The organism is Hymenobacter mellowenesis (assembly GCF_030581005.1).
GTDB lineage: Bacteria > Bacteroidota > Bacteroidia > Cytophagales > Hymenobacteraceae > Hymenobacter > Hymenobacter mellowenesis.
The window spans coordinates 67280-83269 of the sequence record NZ_JAUQSX010000012.1; the positions used below are offsets into that span (position 1 = coordinate 67280).

The 15990-nt window shown below is 61.7% G+C and carries 14 protein-coding genes and 1 tRNA gene; 9 read left to right on the forward strand and 6 right to left on the reverse strand.

Features of this window, described 5'->3' with window-relative positions; all coding sequences use genetic code 11:
- Positions 1-13: 13 nt before the first annotated feature.
- From Q5H92_RS20270 to Q5H92_RS20280, 3 genes are all read right to left on the reverse strand, one after another.
- Complete coding sequence (locus tag Q5H92_RS20270; RefSeq protein ID WP_305013380.1) at positions 14-1300, reverse strand: agmatine deiminase family protein; 1287 nt, start codon at positions 1298-1300, stop codon at positions 14-16.
- 98 nt (positions 1301-1398) lie between these two features.
- Complete coding sequence (locus Q5H92_RS20275; protein ID WP_305013381.1) at positions 1399-2709, reverse strand: site-specific integrase; 1311 nt, start codon at positions 2707-2709, stop codon at positions 1399-1401.
- A 151-nt stretch (positions 2710-2860) separates the two neighbouring features.
- A tRNA-Thr gene (locus Q5H92_RS20280) sits at positions 2861-2933 on the reverse strand.
- Between the two features lie 136 nt (positions 2934-3069).
- Between Q5H92_RS20280 and Q5H92_RS20285 the strand changes: the two genes are divergently transcribed.
- The 4 genes from Q5H92_RS20285 to Q5H92_RS20300 all read left to right on the forward strand — a co-directional run bounded on the left by Q5H92_RS20285 (position 3070) and on the right by Q5H92_RS20300 (position 7678).
- Complete coding sequence (locus Q5H92_RS20285; protein WP_305013382.1) at positions 3070-3507, forward strand: hypothetical protein; 438 nt, start codon at positions 3070-3072, stop codon at positions 3505-3507.
- Positions 3508-3602: 95 nt separating this feature from the next.
- Positions 3603-3863 (forward strand): DUF4834 domain-containing protein, encoded by a 261-nt coding sequence (locus Q5H92_RS20290; RefSeq protein ID WP_305013383.1) that lies wholly within the window; start codon positions 3603-3605, stop codon positions 3861-3863.
- Between the two features lie 228 nt (positions 3864-4091).
- The gene (locus Q5H92_RS20295) at positions 4092-6677 is read left to right on the forward strand and encodes a YfhO family protein (RefSeq protein WP_305013384.1); all 2586 of its coding nucleotides are present in this window, start codon (positions 4092-4094) and stop codon (positions 6675-6677) included.
- A gap of 83 nt (positions 6678-6760) precedes the next feature.
- The gene (locus Q5H92_RS20300) at positions 6761-7678 is read left to right on the forward strand and encodes a 1-aminocyclopropane-1-carboxylate deaminase/D-cysteine desulfhydrase (protein WP_305013385.1); all 918 of its coding nucleotides are present in this window, start codon (positions 6761-6763) and stop codon (positions 7676-7678) included.
- 131 nt (positions 7679-7809) lie between these two features.
- Here Q5H92_RS20300 and Q5H92_RS20305 read toward each other — a convergent pair whose 3' ends face one another.
- Positions 7810-8973: a hypothetical protein gene (locus Q5H92_RS20305; RefSeq protein ID WP_305013386.1), complete on the reverse strand. Its 1164-nt coding sequence runs from the start codon at positions 8971-8973 to the stop codon at positions 7810-7812.
- Positions 8974-9036: 63 nt separating this feature from the next.
- On the opposite strand from Q5H92_RS20305, the gene Q5H92_RS20310 reads away from it, so the two are divergent.
- Positions 9037-9672 carry a DUF4230 domain-containing protein gene (locus tag Q5H92_RS20310; protein WP_305013387.1) on the forward strand — a complete coding sequence of 212 codons (636 nt, stop codon included), beginning with the start codon at positions 9037-9039 and terminating at the stop codon, positions 9670-9672.
- Between the two features lie 16 nt (positions 9673-9688).
- Complete coding sequence (locus Q5H92_RS20315) at positions 9689-10099, forward strand: hypothetical protein (protein ID WP_305013388.1); 411 nt, start codon at positions 9689-9691, stop codon at positions 10097-10099.
- 6 nt (positions 10100-10105) lie between these two features.
- On the opposite strand, the gene Q5H92_RS20320 is transcribed toward Q5H92_RS20315, so the two are convergent.
- A complete protein-coding gene (locus Q5H92_RS20320; protein WP_305013389.1) occupies positions 10106-10612 on the reverse strand; it encodes a regulatory protein RecX in 507 nt (168 codons plus the stop codon).
- Between the two features lie 277 nt (positions 10613-10889).
- Here Q5H92_RS20320 and Q5H92_RS20325 point away from each other — a divergent pair, with 277 nt between their 5' ends.
- From Q5H92_RS20325 to Q5H92_RS20335, 3 genes are all read left to right on the forward strand, one after another.
- The gene (locus tag Q5H92_RS20325; RefSeq protein WP_305013390.1) at positions 10890-11618 is read left to right on the forward strand and encodes a ferritin-like domain-containing protein; all 729 of its coding nucleotides are present in this window, start codon (positions 10890-10892) and stop codon (positions 11616-11618) included.
- A gap of 46 nt (positions 11619-11664) precedes the next feature.
- Complete coding sequence (locus tag Q5H92_RS20330) at positions 11665-12636, forward strand: ferritin-like domain-containing protein (protein WP_305013391.1); 972 nt, start codon at positions 11665-11667, stop codon at positions 12634-12636.
- A gap of 164 nt (positions 12637-12800) precedes the next feature.
- The gene (locus Q5H92_RS20335) at positions 12801-15401 is read left to right on the forward strand and encodes a DUF5686 and carboxypeptidase regulatory-like domain-containing protein (protein ID WP_305013392.1); all 2601 of its coding nucleotides are present in this window, start codon (positions 12801-12803) and stop codon (positions 15399-15401) included.
- Between the two features lie 258 nt (positions 15402-15659).
- Here the strand turns inward: Q5H92_RS20335 and Q5H92_RS20340 are convergent, their stop codons facing one another.
- Complete coding sequence (locus Q5H92_RS20340; RefSeq protein WP_305013393.1) at positions 15660-15902, reverse strand: PID-CTERM protein-sorting domain-containing protein; 243 nt, start codon at positions 15900-15902, stop codon at positions 15660-15662.
- Between the last annotated feature and the right edge of the window lie 88 nt (positions 15903-15990).

Sequence of the window (15990 nt, forward strand, 5' to 3'; positions counted from 1 at the left end):
AATTTATAGCTTCTTAGTTGCAGAAGCTGATGCAGTGCAGTACGCCACCCAACTCGGCTAGCTCGGTGCATTCAATAGTTTTTACTTCACCGCCTACGTTTAACCGACGGAGTTGCGCTACTACTGCTTCGTCACTTGCGAGTCCATAGGTGGGTACCAGCCAGGTTTTATTCAACTGCAGGAAATTGACATAGATACCTACGGTGCTATCTATTGGCGACTTGGCGGGCTCATCAATCGGGTTTTCCGACAGCCTTTCGACCTCAATACCCATCCCCTGTAGTCGCTCGGCCAGTAGGTCCACACATTCTTGGTCTTTGGGATATTTGGTTGCCCAGGAAGCCGGGTAAGTGCTAACCAGCGCCTGTCTAGGTCCGATGAATGTAACGTACCCATCAGTGTGGCTTAGCTTATCTGCTGTGGGCAGTTCTACCCATTCCACTGGCATATCCAATGCCTCCGTTACCTGGCGTTCAACTTCCTGCGGTGCTATCGTGTGGTTATCTTGAAGCACCGCAGTGCTTACCAGAGCGAAATCTCCGTTAGTAACCAGATTTCCGCCTTCCCACCACAAATGCAGGTGCTCCAAATCCATTCCAAGCAAAGAGTGCATCATCTCCATGCTCTCCCCAATAGCCAGTGGGGAATACCGGGGCTTAAGTAGCCGGGTGCCGCAATTGAATCCGACAGTATCGCGCAGCCAGATATTTTGCAGGTCAGAGCATACCACGCACCGGAACCGGCCGCGTAATTGCTGCCGCCGTACCTTATCGGCTATTAACCGGGTCTTTACAAGAATTACTACCTCAATTTCCTTGGGTACCAAACTTATCAGTTGTTCAAAGAAGATAGCCAAGTGGGTGTAGTCTTGGCCTTCGCCTTTTACCCCTTCCGGATAAGCCAGAAATAGTTGCCGCACTGGGGCGAAGTCTGTTCGTAGGCCCGGTCGCAGGATTGGGCTGATGCTGTCGTTCTCTACGCCCAGGGGGCCAAAAATACCCAGCACCTCTTGCTTAAACTCCCGGCTGATATCGTTGCCGATTCTTTGCACATGGCGCTGTAGCTCCATGCTGACTTGGTGGTTCTGATAAGCTTGGCTCTGGTCGCGCGCATCTGTTATTTCCTGTGGCAGATGCCGCTGCCAACTAAGCAGCGCCTCCTGCGCAGTGAGTTTAATCAACTGACCGAGTAAATCCCTTAACCGCTCCAGCTGTTGCACGTTGGGCGCATTGCTCAAAGCGTCGACCAGTTCGGTGTATTGGCGTAGGGTCAGGTTGTTGGAGTAATCGGCAGGCGACATAAAACAGGAATTGTATCGGCCAAATGTAGCAGCTTACTGCCGCGCCCACTAATAGCCTTTAGGGCTTGAGGGCGCGGCAGTTCTTACCCGTCGTACGCTTACGCAACCGCCGGCGCTACGTCGCAAATCTGGTTAGACCGGGCTCCGGCGCTGTCCGTTTCCCCTGCTTGCCCGTCCCAGATGCGGCGCATAGTCTGGTGCTGGAAGTCCTCGATAATCTTGGCGTAGATGAGGGTGGTTTGCACCTTCTTATGCCCAAGCACTTTCTGCAGTACCTCCACCGGCATCCCGCGCAACAGGCTTTGCGTGGCAAACGTGTGGCGGGCCGTGTGCATCGTCACGAGCTCACACTTGGGCACCGCCGCCCGCACGATGCCGCCGCTCTCCGTGCTCACCAGGTCAGCCGCGCCCGTCAGCCCCGCCAGCTTGGCCACCCGTTTCAGGTACTTGTTCATCACCTGATTCGGATGCACCGGCAGCAGCTTGAGCCGTTCCGGGTCGTTGTACTTGTCCAGAATAGCCGAAGCCGCCGCCGTGAGGTAGATGCTCACCCCGGCCCGCGTCTTGCTCATCATCAACCGGAGCAGCCGGCCCCCGTCCCATTCGTGCAGGTGCCCCCGGTGCAGGCCCGACACGTCCGAATACCGCAGCCCGGTATAGCAGCAGAATAGAAAAATGTCCCGCGTGGGCACTAGGTTAGCCGGCAGCATGGTCGTGGCTATGCGGTCCAGCTCTGCCGCCGTCAGGTACAGCTTTGGTGTGTCAAACGACTTTATCACCAGCTTACTTATTTCAATCCCTACGGCTACGCCCCGCTCATCCTGCAGCCACCGCAGAAACGTTTTCAGGTCCTTGATAGCCGTTGCCACCGAGTTAGGAGCCAGCTTTCTTTCCTCGCGCAGATACACCATCAGCCGGTCGTGCAACGCCATGTTGTACGTCGTTGGGTCCAGCAATACCCCGGCCCACTTCTCAAAGCAGGCCATCCAGTTGCGGGTAACCAGATTGTGGCGCAGCGTTTCGAACGCATACCCGCGCGCCTTCATTGACCGCCGGTACTCATCATACCAAACCGTCACCGACTCCTGTTTGACAACTGCCACTTCCGGCGCGGGAGCTGGCCGCAGTGCGGCTTTTAGCCCTTCCAGCGTCGGGGTTTCACCTGCTGCCCGCAGCTTGCGCCACCATGCCAGCGCCTCGGCGGTTAGTCGGGTGAGCAGCATGTTAGCTTCCTCTGCCAGCGGATAGGAGGCCCGGAATTTTTGCCGGTCAGCGTTCCAGTCTGCCGGTTTACACTTTTCGCCCGTGGAATGAACGAGGCGGAGGCCATCAAAGTAGGCCATCAAATACACCGGGCATCGCCCGGCAGCGTCCATCTTCTGGGCGCGAAGCACGAATTTTGTGGTCATAAACCAGGTAGCGTAATGGGTATCGCTACTCGCGTAGGAAACCCCATGATTCGCGTCGTGGAGAACCGAGACCCCCAGACGCAAAAAACCCGGAAAACTGCCTTCACGACGTGAGAAGCGGTTTTCCGGGTGCTCCGGTTACTATAATCTGAGCCGATTATTGGACTCGAACCAACGACCTGCTCATTACGAATGAGCTGCTCTACCAACTGAGCTAAATCGGCTTGTTTCCTGCCAACGGTTTTGGAAGGGGCTGCAAAGATAGGCACAGCGCTGGAAGTGGCGCAACCGTCGGGCCAGAAAAATTTAGTAACCCCGTCCCGGCTGCCGCGTTTGAAAAGCAACCCCTATCCGCTGCTTATGAAACTGCTGCCCTCCCTCGCCGCCGGCTTTGCCGGGGCCCTGGCCCTCACCGCCCTCCACGAAACCGTGCGCCGCCTTCGCCCCGAAGACGCCCCCCGCATGGACGTGCTGGGCATGCGCGGCCTGCGCAAGCTGCTAGGCAAAGCCGACGCCCCGCAACCCGACAGCGACACCCTCTTCAACCTGACCATGGCCGGTGATATACTCAGCAATGGCCTCTACTACACGCTGGTGGGAAGTGGCAAGCACGCCGTGCATCGCGGCTTGCTGCTGGGCGTGGCGGCCGGCGTGGGCGGCGTGGTGCTGCCCGGCCCGCTGGGCCTGGGCGAAGGCCCCAGCAACCGCACACCCCAAACCCAGGCCATGACGGTGGCCTGGTACACAGCCGGCGGGCTGGTGGCGGGCGCCTTGGCCCGGGCGCTGCGGAAACGTTAGGCGCGGCCTTGGCGTTGGCGTGAAGTAAAGGCGGCGTTCACTCGTCAGCCCATGCCGACCGTACTTTTGTGACGGCACTCACTCCGATGGATTCTATGAAATTCTGGCTCATTTTCATTCTGATTTTTTTCGCGGTTCGCTACCTGCTGCCCATCGTGCTGCGGCTGGCGCTAGGCAGCTTCGTGCGCAAGCAAATGCGCAACGGCGGCTTCGTAGTGCCACCGCAGGCGCAGCCGGGGCCACCGCCCGCGCCCGGCCAAGTGCGCGTCGATTACGTGCCACCCGTGGCCCGGGCCACCGAGAAGCCTCACGATTTTAAAGGCGGCGAGTATGTTGATTTTGAGGAGGTGAAGTAGACGCAGTTCGCTAGAAAAATAGCGTTCAATAACATCGGTCATGCTGAGCGCAGCCGAAGCATCTCTACCGCGCAACTAATCCAATCGAGAGGATTTACTGCTGTGTAGAGATGCTTCGGCTGCGCCCAGCATGACCGTTTTTCATTTGGCCTTTTCCCAGGTTTAGAACCTTCGCGGGGTTCTGCTGTACCTTCGGGCACGTTTTTGTGTTCCTTCTAATTTGCCCTGATGGCTGCTGTTGTTTCTGCTTCTTCTGTTTCGTCCGCGCCGTGGTGGCAGCGGGCCTTGCCGCACGTGCTGGCGGTGATGTTTTTCGCCCTGCTGGCCTGTGTGTATTTCTCGCCCATCATGTTCGATGGCAAGACGTTGGCCCAGCACGACATTACCCAGTTTCAGGGCGGCGCCCACGAGGCCCAGCAGTACGCCAAGGCCATGGGCAAGGAGGCGTTGTGGACCAATTCCATGTTTTCGGGCATGCCCACCTACTTGGTCAGCCTGCACTTTCCGGGCGACTGGTCGGGCTACCTGCAGAAGGTGCTGACGCTGGGGCTGCCCTCGGTGGTGGCCAATCTGTTTCTGGCGCTGCTCTGCGGCTACATTCTGCTGGTGGCGCTGGGCGTGCGGCCGCTGGTGGCCGTGGCGGGCGCCGTGGCTCTCGGCTTTTCGAGCTACAACCTCGCCATTCTGGCCGCTGGCCACAACACCAAGAGCCTGGCCTTGGCCTACGCGCCGCTGGTGCTGGGCGGCATTCTGGTCACGTATCGGCGCGATAAGTGGCTGGGCGCCGCGCTGTTTGCCGTGGCCCTCACGCTGAACATCCACGTCAACCACCTGCAAATCACCTACTACCTGCTGCTGCTGGTAGCTATTTTCGCCGTTATCGAGCTGATATCGGCGGCGCGTAGTGGGCGCTTGCCCGATTTCCTGAAGCGCACGGCGCTGCTCGGGCTGGGTGCCGCGCTGGCGGTGGGCGTCAGCTTCGGCCGTCTCTACACCACGGCCGAGTACAGCAAATACAGCAACCGCGGCCCCAGCGAGCTGAAAACGGCGGCCCCGGCGGCGCCCGGCGAGGCCCCCGCCCCCAAAACCGAAGACGAAGGCTCGGGCGTCGACCGCGACTACGCCTTCCAGTACAGCTACGGCGTGGGCGAAACCATTACCCTGCTGATTCCTAACTTCTACGGCGGCGCCAGCGCCATGCCGCTCAGCACCGACTCGAACCTGGGCCGCGCTGGCCTGCCCACAGAGTATCTGGGTTCGATGCCGACCTACTGGGGGCAGCAGACCTACACGGCCGGCCCGGTGTACATGGGCGCGGTGGTATGCTTCCTGTTTATTCTGGGGTTGTTTGTGGTGGAGAAGCGCACGCGCTATTGGCTGCTAGCCGGTACTATCCTGTCGATTCTACTAGCTTGGGGCAAGAACTTTGAAACCTTCAACTACCTGATTTTCGACCTGCTGCCCGGCTACAACAAGTTCCGGGCCGTGAGCATGGCCCTCGTCATCGCGCAGCTCGCCATTCCCATTCTAGGCGCGCTGGCCCTGAGCCGCGTGTTCCGGGCCCGCGCCATGGTGGCGCCGGCCGCGCCGGTGCTGCCGGGTACTGCGCCGGTTTTGGCGCCTGAAGCAGTGGCCCTGCTTCCCAAGGTGCTGTATGCAGGCGCCATCACGGCGGGCATCTGCATACTGGCGTATCTGGCCAGCTTCTCGTTCGATTTCGCGGCGCCTATTGATGGCGACCTCACCAAGCAGGGCTTCACGCCGCAACTGCTGGCCGCCCTGCGCGCCGACCGCGCCGACCTGCTCCGCAACGACGTGTGGCGCGGGCTGCTCTTTATCGGGGCGGCGCTGGGCGTGCTGTACTTCTACCTCAAAGGCAAGCTGGCGATGATGCCGGCCGCGCTGGTGATGGTGGCCCTGGTGCTGCTCGACCTGTGGGGCGTGGACAAGCGCTACCTCGGCGAGAATAAATTCCAGCGCGAAACCATTGCTGAGGAATTCCAGCCCACCCCGGCCGACCAGCAGATTCTGCGCGACAACGACCTGAGCTACCGCGTGCTCAACCTGAGCAACCCTTTCAACGAAGCCCAGACCTCGTTCTTCCACAAAAGCATCGGGGGCTACCACGGCGCCAAGCTGCGCCGCTACCAGGATTTGATTGAGCGCCAGATTTCGCCGCAGATGCAGCAGATTTTCGCCCAAAGCAAGCCCGATGCGGCGCCGGTGCTCAACATGCTGAACACCCGCTACCTCATTGCGCCGGCCTCCGAGAAGCAGCCGCAGCAGGTGATTCTGAACCCCGGCGCGCTGGGCAACGCCTGGTTTGTGAGCACCATCCGGCCCGTGAAAACGGCCGACGAGGAAATGGCCGCCCTCACCACCCTGAACCCCGGCGTGGAAGCGGCCGTGGACGTAAGCAAATTCCCGGAGCTGAAAAGCACCTCTTTCGAAGCCGCCGGCTCCACCATCGCCCTCACCAACTACAGCCCCGACGAGCTGAAATACCGCTACAACGCCACCCACGCCGGTGTAGTGGTGTTCTCGGAAGTGTATTATGCCGACGGCTGGCAGGCCTACATCGACGGCAAGCCGGCCCCGCATTTCCGCGCCGACTACGTGTTGCGCGCCATGCAGGTGCCCGCCGGCGCCCACACCATCGACTTCAAGTTTGAGCCCAAGTCCTACGCCGTGGGCAATGCCGTGTCGCTGGCCAGCAGCATTGCGCTGCTGCTGGCGCTGGTGGGCGCGGGCGTGTACGTGGCCCGCCGCAAAACCGACCCGGCCGACCGGACCGACGTAGCGCCCATTGCCTAACGGCTTTCGCGCATTGGTACCTGTTGAAAAGGCCGGGCAAATGAGCCCGGCCTTTTTTATTTTGACACCATGAAAAGCCGCGCATGAACGAGCTTTTGCAGGAAATCAACGACCCCGTTGCCGCCGCCCGGGGCGTGCGGCTGCTGCTGTGGCGCGACGACCTGGCGCACCCCGACCTGCCTGGCAACAAGGCCCGTAAGCTCAAATACAACTTATTGGCCGCGCAGGAGCAGGGCCACCGCACGCTGCTCACCTTTGGCGGCGCCTACTCCAACCACCTGGCGGCGGTGGCCACGGCGGGCCGGCTGCTGGGCTTTGGCACCATTGGCCTGGTGCGGGGCGACGCGCCCCCGGCCGGCGCCGCGCTCAACCCCACGCTAACCCAGGCCGCCGCCGATGGCATGGCCCTGCACTACCTCGACCGTAGCCGCTACCGCCGCCGGGCCGAGCCCGAATTTTTGGCCGAAATGCAGATGCGCTTCGGGCCAGCGTATGTATTGCCCGAAGGCGGCACTAACGCCCTGGTCCTGCCCGGCTGCGCCGAGCTGGTGAGTGAAATTCGGGCCGAAACGGCGTTTGATGCGCTGGCCGTGGCGGTGGGCACGGGTGGCACGCTGGCCGGCCTGCTCACTGGCTTGCGCGGCCCGGAACAGGCCATCGGCGTGGCCGCGCTGAAGAATGGCGGTTTCCTGCGAGGAGAAGTTGATGCGCTGACGCAGCAGGACACTGGTGAAACCTTTCGCAATTATTCGCTGCACACCGATTACCATTTCGGCGGCTACGCGAAATATTCGGCTGACTTGCTGGCCTTCATCCAGCAGTTTCGGCAGCGGCACGGGGTGCTGCTGGACCCCATCTACACCAGTAAAATGCTTTTCGGCGTGCTGGATTTGATTCAGCAGGGACATTTCGCACCGGGCAGCACGGTGGTGGCCATTCACACCGGCGGGCAGCAGGCCTGGGCGGGCTGGCAGCAGCGGTTTGGAAGTTTGGGCAGATGAGGAATGAAAACAGAACGTCATGTCGAGCTTGCCGAGACATCTCGCGTGGCATAGTAACTCAATCGTGAAAACGGATTTGATTGCTTCGGCACGCGAGATATTTCGGCAGGCTCGACATGACGTTCTGCTCCTCATCCCTCATTCCTCCCAAAGCGTAACTCCAGCTCCAGCGCGGCCAGCACGAACACGGCCGGCAGTACCGGCGCCAGGAAGCGCACGTCCCAGTCATCGACGGTGAGCATGATGATGGCCGTTTGGAGCAGAAAAATGGCCGCCAGAAAGATGCGCGCCGGCCGCCAGACGGCTCCGCGCCGCCACGCCCCCCGCGCTGCCAGCCAGTAGGCGGGCCACAGTATCAGCACGCCTAGCGCACGGTGCGCCAGCGAGTAATGCGGCTTGAGGTAGCTCACGAAGACAAATAGCTTGCCTAGCATCAGCCGGCTCAGGTACAGTGGATTGTGCGCGGCGAAGTAGGCCACGCGCATAGCCGGGCCGGTGCCGGGCGGGGGCATGCTGAGGGGCGCGGCCTGATGCACGGCCCACAGCTGCGAGCGGAAAATCAGCTCGCCGCGCTGGTAGGTATCCATCAGGTAGTAGGTGGCGAGCTGGTGGTTGAGGGCCGCCCACAACAGCGGCGCCAGCAGCACCAGACCCAGTAGCGCCGCGCGCCACGGCCGGCGGCTGGGCAAGCGGCGCAGGGAATCGAGGCCCGCCAGCGCGGCGACCAGCGCCACCAGGAAGCCATTGGGCCGGGCCAGGGCCGTGAGCAGCAGCAGCAGCCCAAAGGCCAGCCACTGGCGCGGCCCGGCCGCCCGCAGCCGCGTGAACGCCCCAAACGACAAGGCCACCAGGCTGATAAACAACGACTCGGTGAGCAGGAAAACGTTGAACTGCTGGATGTCGGGCCAGGCGATGAAGAAGAACGTGGCCAGCACGGCGGCGGCGCGGCGGCCCCGGGCCAGGCGCCGCGTGCCTTGGTATATGGCCCGCGTGGCCAGGGCCGACACGGCCATTTGGCCAGCCACAATGCCCCACCAGCCCAACCCCAGCCAGAGCCACAGGCTCTGAAAAAGTGGGTAGAGCACGTAGCGCAGGTTGTGGCCGGGCTCGAAGTAAAACCGCTCGGCAATGCCGGCGGCGTAGGCCAGGTAGCGCCCGCTGTCGTTGGCAAAGTGGGGGCCGTGAAACTTGCGCAAATACACCAGCTGCACCAGCACCCACAGCCCCGCCAGCAGCGCCCGGTGGTGCGGCCCCAGGCGGCGGCCCAGCCAATGAAAAAACGAAAACACGCGCATTGCCCGCAAAGCTAGCCCGCCGCCCCGCCCAACGCGACCGTGCCGGGGCCGTACTTACCCTATATGAATCTCATCCGACTTGTTCGCCGCCTCCTGCCGCTGCTGTTTCTGGTGGGGCTGGGCTGGTTTCTCTGGAAAAAAGTAGGCACCACGCTCGCCGGCCTCAATCCGCTGGCCGACACCGAACCGCGCGTCACGGTCACGCACAACACGGTGCTCACGCAGGTGGAAGCGCTGGGCCGGCTGGAGCTGGTGCGCTACCGCTTCAAAGACGTGGTGGAGTACCGGCGCCGTACCTACCGGTTTTTGCCCGAGTCGAAGGTGGCGCTGGTGGTGGGCGGCGAGGCCGTGGGCTGCATCGACCTGCGCAAGCTGAAACCGCAGGACGTGGTGCTCGAAGGCGATTCCATCGTCCGCGTGTCATTACCCCCGCCGGAGCTGTGCTCCTTCCAGATTAACCACAATCAAAGCCGCGTTTTCAACACCGAAAACGGCTTTTTCAAAGATGCCGAGCTGGTGGACGAAGGCTACAAATACGCCGAAGCCCAGGTGCGCAACGCCGCCCTGCAGTCGGGCATTCTGGCCGAAACCCAGCGCAACGCCGAGCAGATTCTCGTGCCCATGCTGCGCACCCTCACCGGCCGCCGCGTGATACTCGGGCAGCAGATGACGTTGCCGAAGACCGGACCGAAGCAGTAATTTTTCAGTAGCAGCCATGAAAATCGTTGAATACAGCCGCAGCCTGCAATGGGTCGGCAACTTGCAGTGCCCGTCTTGCGCTCAGCTAACGCCCGGCTGGCGTTCCAGCGGCATGAGCGAATGCTTTCCCCACTTTTTCTGCTCCGACTGTTCCAACGTCATCCACCGCGAAGCCGATAAGAAGCTGCTTTACGAAGCAGCGGCTACTCCAAAGCTATTGGCGCAAATAGCCGCTACGCTGCCGGAGTGCCCGTGTGGCGGGCGCTTCACCCCCGGCGCCGGTCCCAAATGCGGGCACTGCCACCAGGAAATTCCCCTCGTGGCCAACGCCGTGGCGTATCTGCACAACCCCAACATGGTGCTGCTCGACGGCGCCGTCCGCATCTCGGACCACCTGCCGCCCTACCAAGTCCGCATCATCGACTAGCGCTGGCTACTCGTCGTCCTCCGGCACCTTGCCCAGCTCGTCCAGCGCTATTTTTATCAGGTCCTGCTCGTAGCCTTTCCCAGTCAGGTACTGGGCGATTTTCATGCGGCGCACGCGCGGGTTTTTCTCCTTTTCTTGGCGGTCTTTCTTCTCGGCTACCTCCACCAGGTTCTGGTAGTATTCTTCGCCGTCAATCTCTTTCATGCCCGACTTTATGCAATACTCGCTGATACCTTTTCGCTTGAGCTCCTGGATGATGCGGCGACGGCCCCACTTCTTGTGGCGGTAGTGCCCGCGCACGAAGGCCTGGGCAAACCGCTCCTCGTCAAGCAGCTTCTCGCGGCTCAGGCGGATGATGATTTCGCCGGCTTCGTCTTCGTCGAGGCCGTAGGAGCGTAGCTTTTGCTCTACTTCCTTCTGGGTGCGCTCCTGGTAGGCGCAGAAAGCGGCAATTTTTTGCAGGGCCTCGCCGGGCGTGTACTGCTTGGGCGTCTTGTCGGGGTTTTTGAACATCTTTACAGCAATGGGTAGTCAGTACTCAGTATTAAGTAGCAAGACTTAGGATAAGGGTTTGTTTATCAGAATGCCACTGTCTTGCTACCTGCTACTTAATTCTCAATACTGATTTAACCAATGCCCCGGCTACTTCGTTACCCTGCGGGCTCTGCAAATACGCCACGCGGTGCGGAACGGCAGCACCGGGCACAATTGTCCGGAGATATATTGGTCGCTGCCCGTTGGGCGTTGACCTTTGCCCATCCGTTCGCCGTCTATGCCTTTTCCTTCCATAATGCCCGAGAACTCCGCCGATAACCCGGCTTCCGACCACAGCAGCCCGCTGGCCCGCCGCCGTTTTCTGCGCTATTCGGGGGCGGGGCTGGCGGCCGGCGGCCTCTGGCTGGCCGGCTGCGCCAAAGACAAGAACGAAATTACTCCCTCCAGCCGGCTCGACGTGGGCGCCGGCGACCCGGGCATTCTCAACTTCGCGTATGCTCTGGAGCAGCTAGAAGCCGCTTTCTACGCTCAGGTGGTGGCGGGGCCTTACTTCGCCAGCGCCAGCGCGGCCGAAAAAGCAATTCTGAGTGACCTGCGCGACCACGAGGCCATCCACGCTGCTCTCTTCAAGAACCTGTTGGGCAGCAATGCCATCAAGGACCTGAACTTCGATTTCAGCAACATCGACTTCTCGCAGCGCACCACCGCCGAAAGCGCCAGCCGGCTGGGCGTGCTGAACGCTGCCCGGGCCTTTGAGGACCTGGGCGTGGCCGCCTACAACGGCGTCGGGCGCTACATCACCAGCAACGACAACCTGCTGCTGGCCGGCAAAATCGTGTCGGTAGAAGCCCGGCACGCGGCCATCATCCGCGAGCTGATTACGGCCAACACCTTCGTGGCCAGCGATGTGGTGGATACCACCAATAACGGCCTGGAAAAATCGAAGCGGCCCCAGGATGTGCTCACCATTGCCAATACCTTCCTGGCCGAAGGCTCTAAGCTGAGCGCCGCTAACATCAAATAGCGCCCGCTGGCACCTGCCCGGCGGCGGCTACCCATTTCGCTTCCTCATGGACTTATTTCAAATCATCAACGACATTGCCCAGGCTGACCCGGAAGTGTACGCCCGGTTCGACTCGCGGCGGGCCACGTTCCGGCACCTTCTGGGCTTTGGCCGGAAGTTCTCGGCGGCGGCTTTGCCGGTGGCGCTGAGCACGCTTTTTACCAAAGCCTACGGCCAGACGGCGACGCTGCCCGCGGCGGTTATCAACGCCCTCACCCTGGCGTTGCAGCTTGAGTACCTGGAGTATCATTTCTACGACACGGCCCTGAACTCGCCGGCGCTGATGCTGAGCTCGGACGAGTCCAGGTCGCTCACCACCATTCGCAACGACGAGAACCTGCACATCACCACCTTGCGCAGTGCCTTGGGCAATACTGTTTCTCCGCTCACCCGCAAAGACTTCGATTACACGGGCTCGCAGGGCCAGACCCAGGCGGTGCTTTTTCCCGGGCTGGGCGCGCCCGGTACGGGCTTGTTTACCGATAGAACAGCCTTTTTCTCGTTGGCCCAAATGCTGGAAGACACGGGCGTGCGCGCCTACAAAGGCGCCGTGCCCAGCCTGAACATCAGCACCACGCAGGACGCGGTGAAGGACATTTTGGAAGTGGCGCTCAACATTCATTCCGTCGAAGCCCGGCACGCGGCGCGGGTGCGCTCCCTGCGGCGCGGCGGCGTGCAAAGCATCACCGCGCCCAAAAGTTGGACTACGCCCGACGAAACGCCGGCCACGCCGCCCCTGCCGCACGGAGGCACCCGGGCCCCGAACGCCGTGGGCCCCTACAATGCCGGCAGCCCCGCCGCCACTTCCCCGGCCGAAAGCAATGTGCTGCAAGGCCCCGCCGCGCTCAACGTGCAGACGCTGACCGTCGGCGTATCGGGCACGGCCGGAGCCGAAGCGTTTGACGAGCCGCTGGATGCGGCCACGGTGAAGGCCATTGCCAAGAACTTCGCGGTCACGCCGGCGTTGCTGTTCAATTAGGCCCGGCGCCGCTCAGATTTTATTTGGCCCTCTGGCAACCTCAGCGGCCCGGCTGGCATCAGCAGAAAGAGGGCGTAACTTGGCCTGACCTTCTTTTTTCTGCTGGTTGCTGCTTTATGTTTTCGACTTTCTCGCGTCTGCTTGCGTTTGTTTTGCTGTTGAGTGTGTTGCCCGTCTGCTGCCGCGCCGGCGTCATCAAGGGCACGGTGAGCGGGACCGGGGGCCAGGGGCTGGCGTTTGCCAACGTGGCCGTGCGCGGCTCGGCCACCAGCACCGGGGCTAATGAGCAGGGCCAGTACCAGTTGCGCCTGCCGGCGGGCCCGGTGGCGCTGGTGTTTCAGTACGTGGGCTACCGGCCGCAGGTGCAGCCGGTGCGCGTGCCCGGCGGCGACTCCACGCTGACCGTGAACGTGGCCCTGCAGGCCGAGGCCTACAACCTGGGCGAGGTGCTGGTGAAGTCCTCGGACCGCGACCCGGCCTACGCCATCATTCAGCAGGCGCAGCAGTGGCGTGCCTACCACCGGCGCGAAGTATCCTCCTACCGCGCCCGCATCTACATCAAAAGCCTGGGCCGGATAGACGACACGCCGGCCAAAATCATGGGCTTGTTTAAGCTGGGGCCGGATATTAAAAAAGGTATCTTCTACCTCTCCGAAAGCTTGTCCGATATCAGCTTCACGCAGCCCAACGTGGTGAAAGAGCGCATGATATCGAGCCGGGTAAGCGGCGACTCGCGTGGGCTGAGCTTCAACCGGGCCAGCGCGGGCCGCAACCTAGGCTTCTACGAGAACCTGATAAAGCCGGCGTTTTCGGAGCGGGGGTTTGTGTCGCCCATCGCCAGCAACGCCATGCTGTTCTACAAGTACGAGCTGGTGGGCAGCACCCCGCAGGGCGGCGAGGTGGTGCACAAAATCCGGGTGGTGCCGCGCCGCCGGACGGACCCGGTTTTTTCGGGCTACATCTACATCGTGGAGGGCTCGTGGCGTATTCATTCCGTCGATTTGAACCTGGATAAAGACGCCCAGATTGACTACGTTGATAACCTGAACATTGCCCAGCAATATGCGCCCGCGCCCGGCAACCCCAACGTGTGGCTCATTCAGTCGCAGCAGGTGCGCGCCACGCTGTCAGGCCTGGGTTTCAAAGGCTCCGGCTACATCAACGCCGTGCTTTCCAACTACGCGGCCGTGGTGCCCACCTACCCCGCGCCGCCCGAGCCTAAAGCCGCGCCGCCCGTGGTGGCCGACACCAAGCCCGACGCACCCGTGGGCCAGGAAACCGCCGCCCAAATCCGCAAGCGCAAGCCCGACCTCAGCGGCCTCAACCGCCAGGTGCGCCGACAGGTGAAGCAGACCCGGCGCGACTCCCTCAAAACCGACCCCTTCGCCAGCATGGGCCGCGGCGAAGTGCAGCGCGTGGAAAAAGGCGCCAACGAGCGCGACTCGGCCTACTGGGCCGATGTCCGTCCGGTGCCCCTGACGCTGGAAGAGCGTAAGGACTACCACGTGAAGGACAGCACGGAGGTCATCCGCCGCTCGCGCCCCTACCAGGATTCGATGGACCGGAAGCGCAACGAGTTCGAACCCATCAGCCTGCTGCTGGGCGGCTACACCCACCAGAACACGTTCCGGAAACGCTCGGTAACGGTGCTGCCGGTGACCCAGATTTTCCAGTACAACACCGTGGAAGGGGAGGTGCTCAACGCCCAGGTCATTTTCAGCCAGCGCACGGAAGACAAGCGTTACTTCACCATCACGCCCACGTTGCGCTACGGCTTCAGCAGCGAGCGGCTCAGCCCCAGCCTGAATCTCAATTGGCAGCTGCACCCGGCCAAGCTCAAGCAGGTTGGGCTGGTGGCGGGCCGCACCATCGAGAATTTCGACAAGAACTCGCAGGTCACGCCGCTCATTAATACGGTGTATACGCTGTTCGACAACCGCAACTACGCCAAGCTCTACCGCCGCGACGGCGCCGAATTCACTTACCTCACCGAGCCGGTGAATGGCCTGACCCTGCGCGCCACCGCCGGCTACTTCGACCGCCACGAGCTCTATAACACCACCGACCGTCTCATCCACGACGTGCCGGGCCGCGCCTTCACCCCGAACCGCCCGCTGAGCGACGAGCTGCCCGATACCGGCTTCGGCCGCAGCCAGATTCTTACCGTGGGCTTGTCGGTGGATTACCGGCCGGGCACCCGCTACATCAATCGGCCCGACGGCAAGTTCAACCTCGGCTCGAAGTGGCCGACCTTCAACGTGCAGGGCCGGCTGGCCGTGCCCGATGTGCTCGGCGCCGACGTGCGCTACCTGCTGCTGCAGGCCGGCGTGCGCGACAACCTCTCGCTGGGCCTGCTGGGCGCCAGCAGCTTCCGCGTGAACGTGGGCGGCTTCGTGGGCCGGCAGCAGGGCATGACCTTCATCGACTACCGCCACTTTTCCGGCAACCAAACCCTGCTGGCTGGCAACTTCAGCAACTTCCAGCTGCTCGACTACTACCGCTTCAGCACCAACAACTCTTATCTGGAAGCCCATTACGACCACCATTTTAACGGCTTCTTCCTCAATTATGTGCCCCTGCTGCGCAAGCTGAAATGGCAGGAAGTGGCTTCCCTCAACTACCTGAAAACGGCCCAGGCCGGCCACTACGTGGAGGTAGGCGTGGGCATCGAGCACATTGTCAAAGTATTCCGGGTCGATTTCTACACGGCCCTGCAAAGCGGCCAGAAGCTGGGCACCGGCTTCCGGATTGGAATGGGCTTCTAGGGCGCTGTTCAGGAAATTCCGGAACGTCATGTCGAGCGCAGCCGAGACATCTCGCGTGCCCCATCTGTCATCCTGAGCAGAACGAAGGACCTTCTTTTCACTGAACGGATAGTAGCAATTGCGAACGTCTGTAGGCGTGGGAAAGTCCTTCGCAAGCTCAGGATGACAGACGAACCTATCTTGAAGTCAACACAACTAAAAACGCCCCCCGAAACAACGTTTCGGAGGGCGTTTTGCTGCTGAATAAACCAGTCGGAGCTAGCGGCTTGGGGCAGCTTGCTTGTTTTTGCGCAGGCGCTTCAGGCCGTAGGCCGCACCAGCGGCCAACAGGAGCGACGCCCCGCCATCGAGCGGGGTAGCGGTTGGGTCTACCGTGGGGGGAGTGCCGGGCCCGGGGCCGCCGCTGCTGGGCTGGGCCAGCAGCGGGGTGAAGCTACCCGCCAGCAGGCATACGCCGGCTGCGGCAACACAAAGGCGAAGAGTAGGAACAATGATTTTCATAAAAAGCAAAGGAAGTCGTTGGAAATGAGACGCGGCGCCAGCCAAACCCCGAAGGCACAGGCGCCTCCGGGGTTGGCGGTTAGGCCAG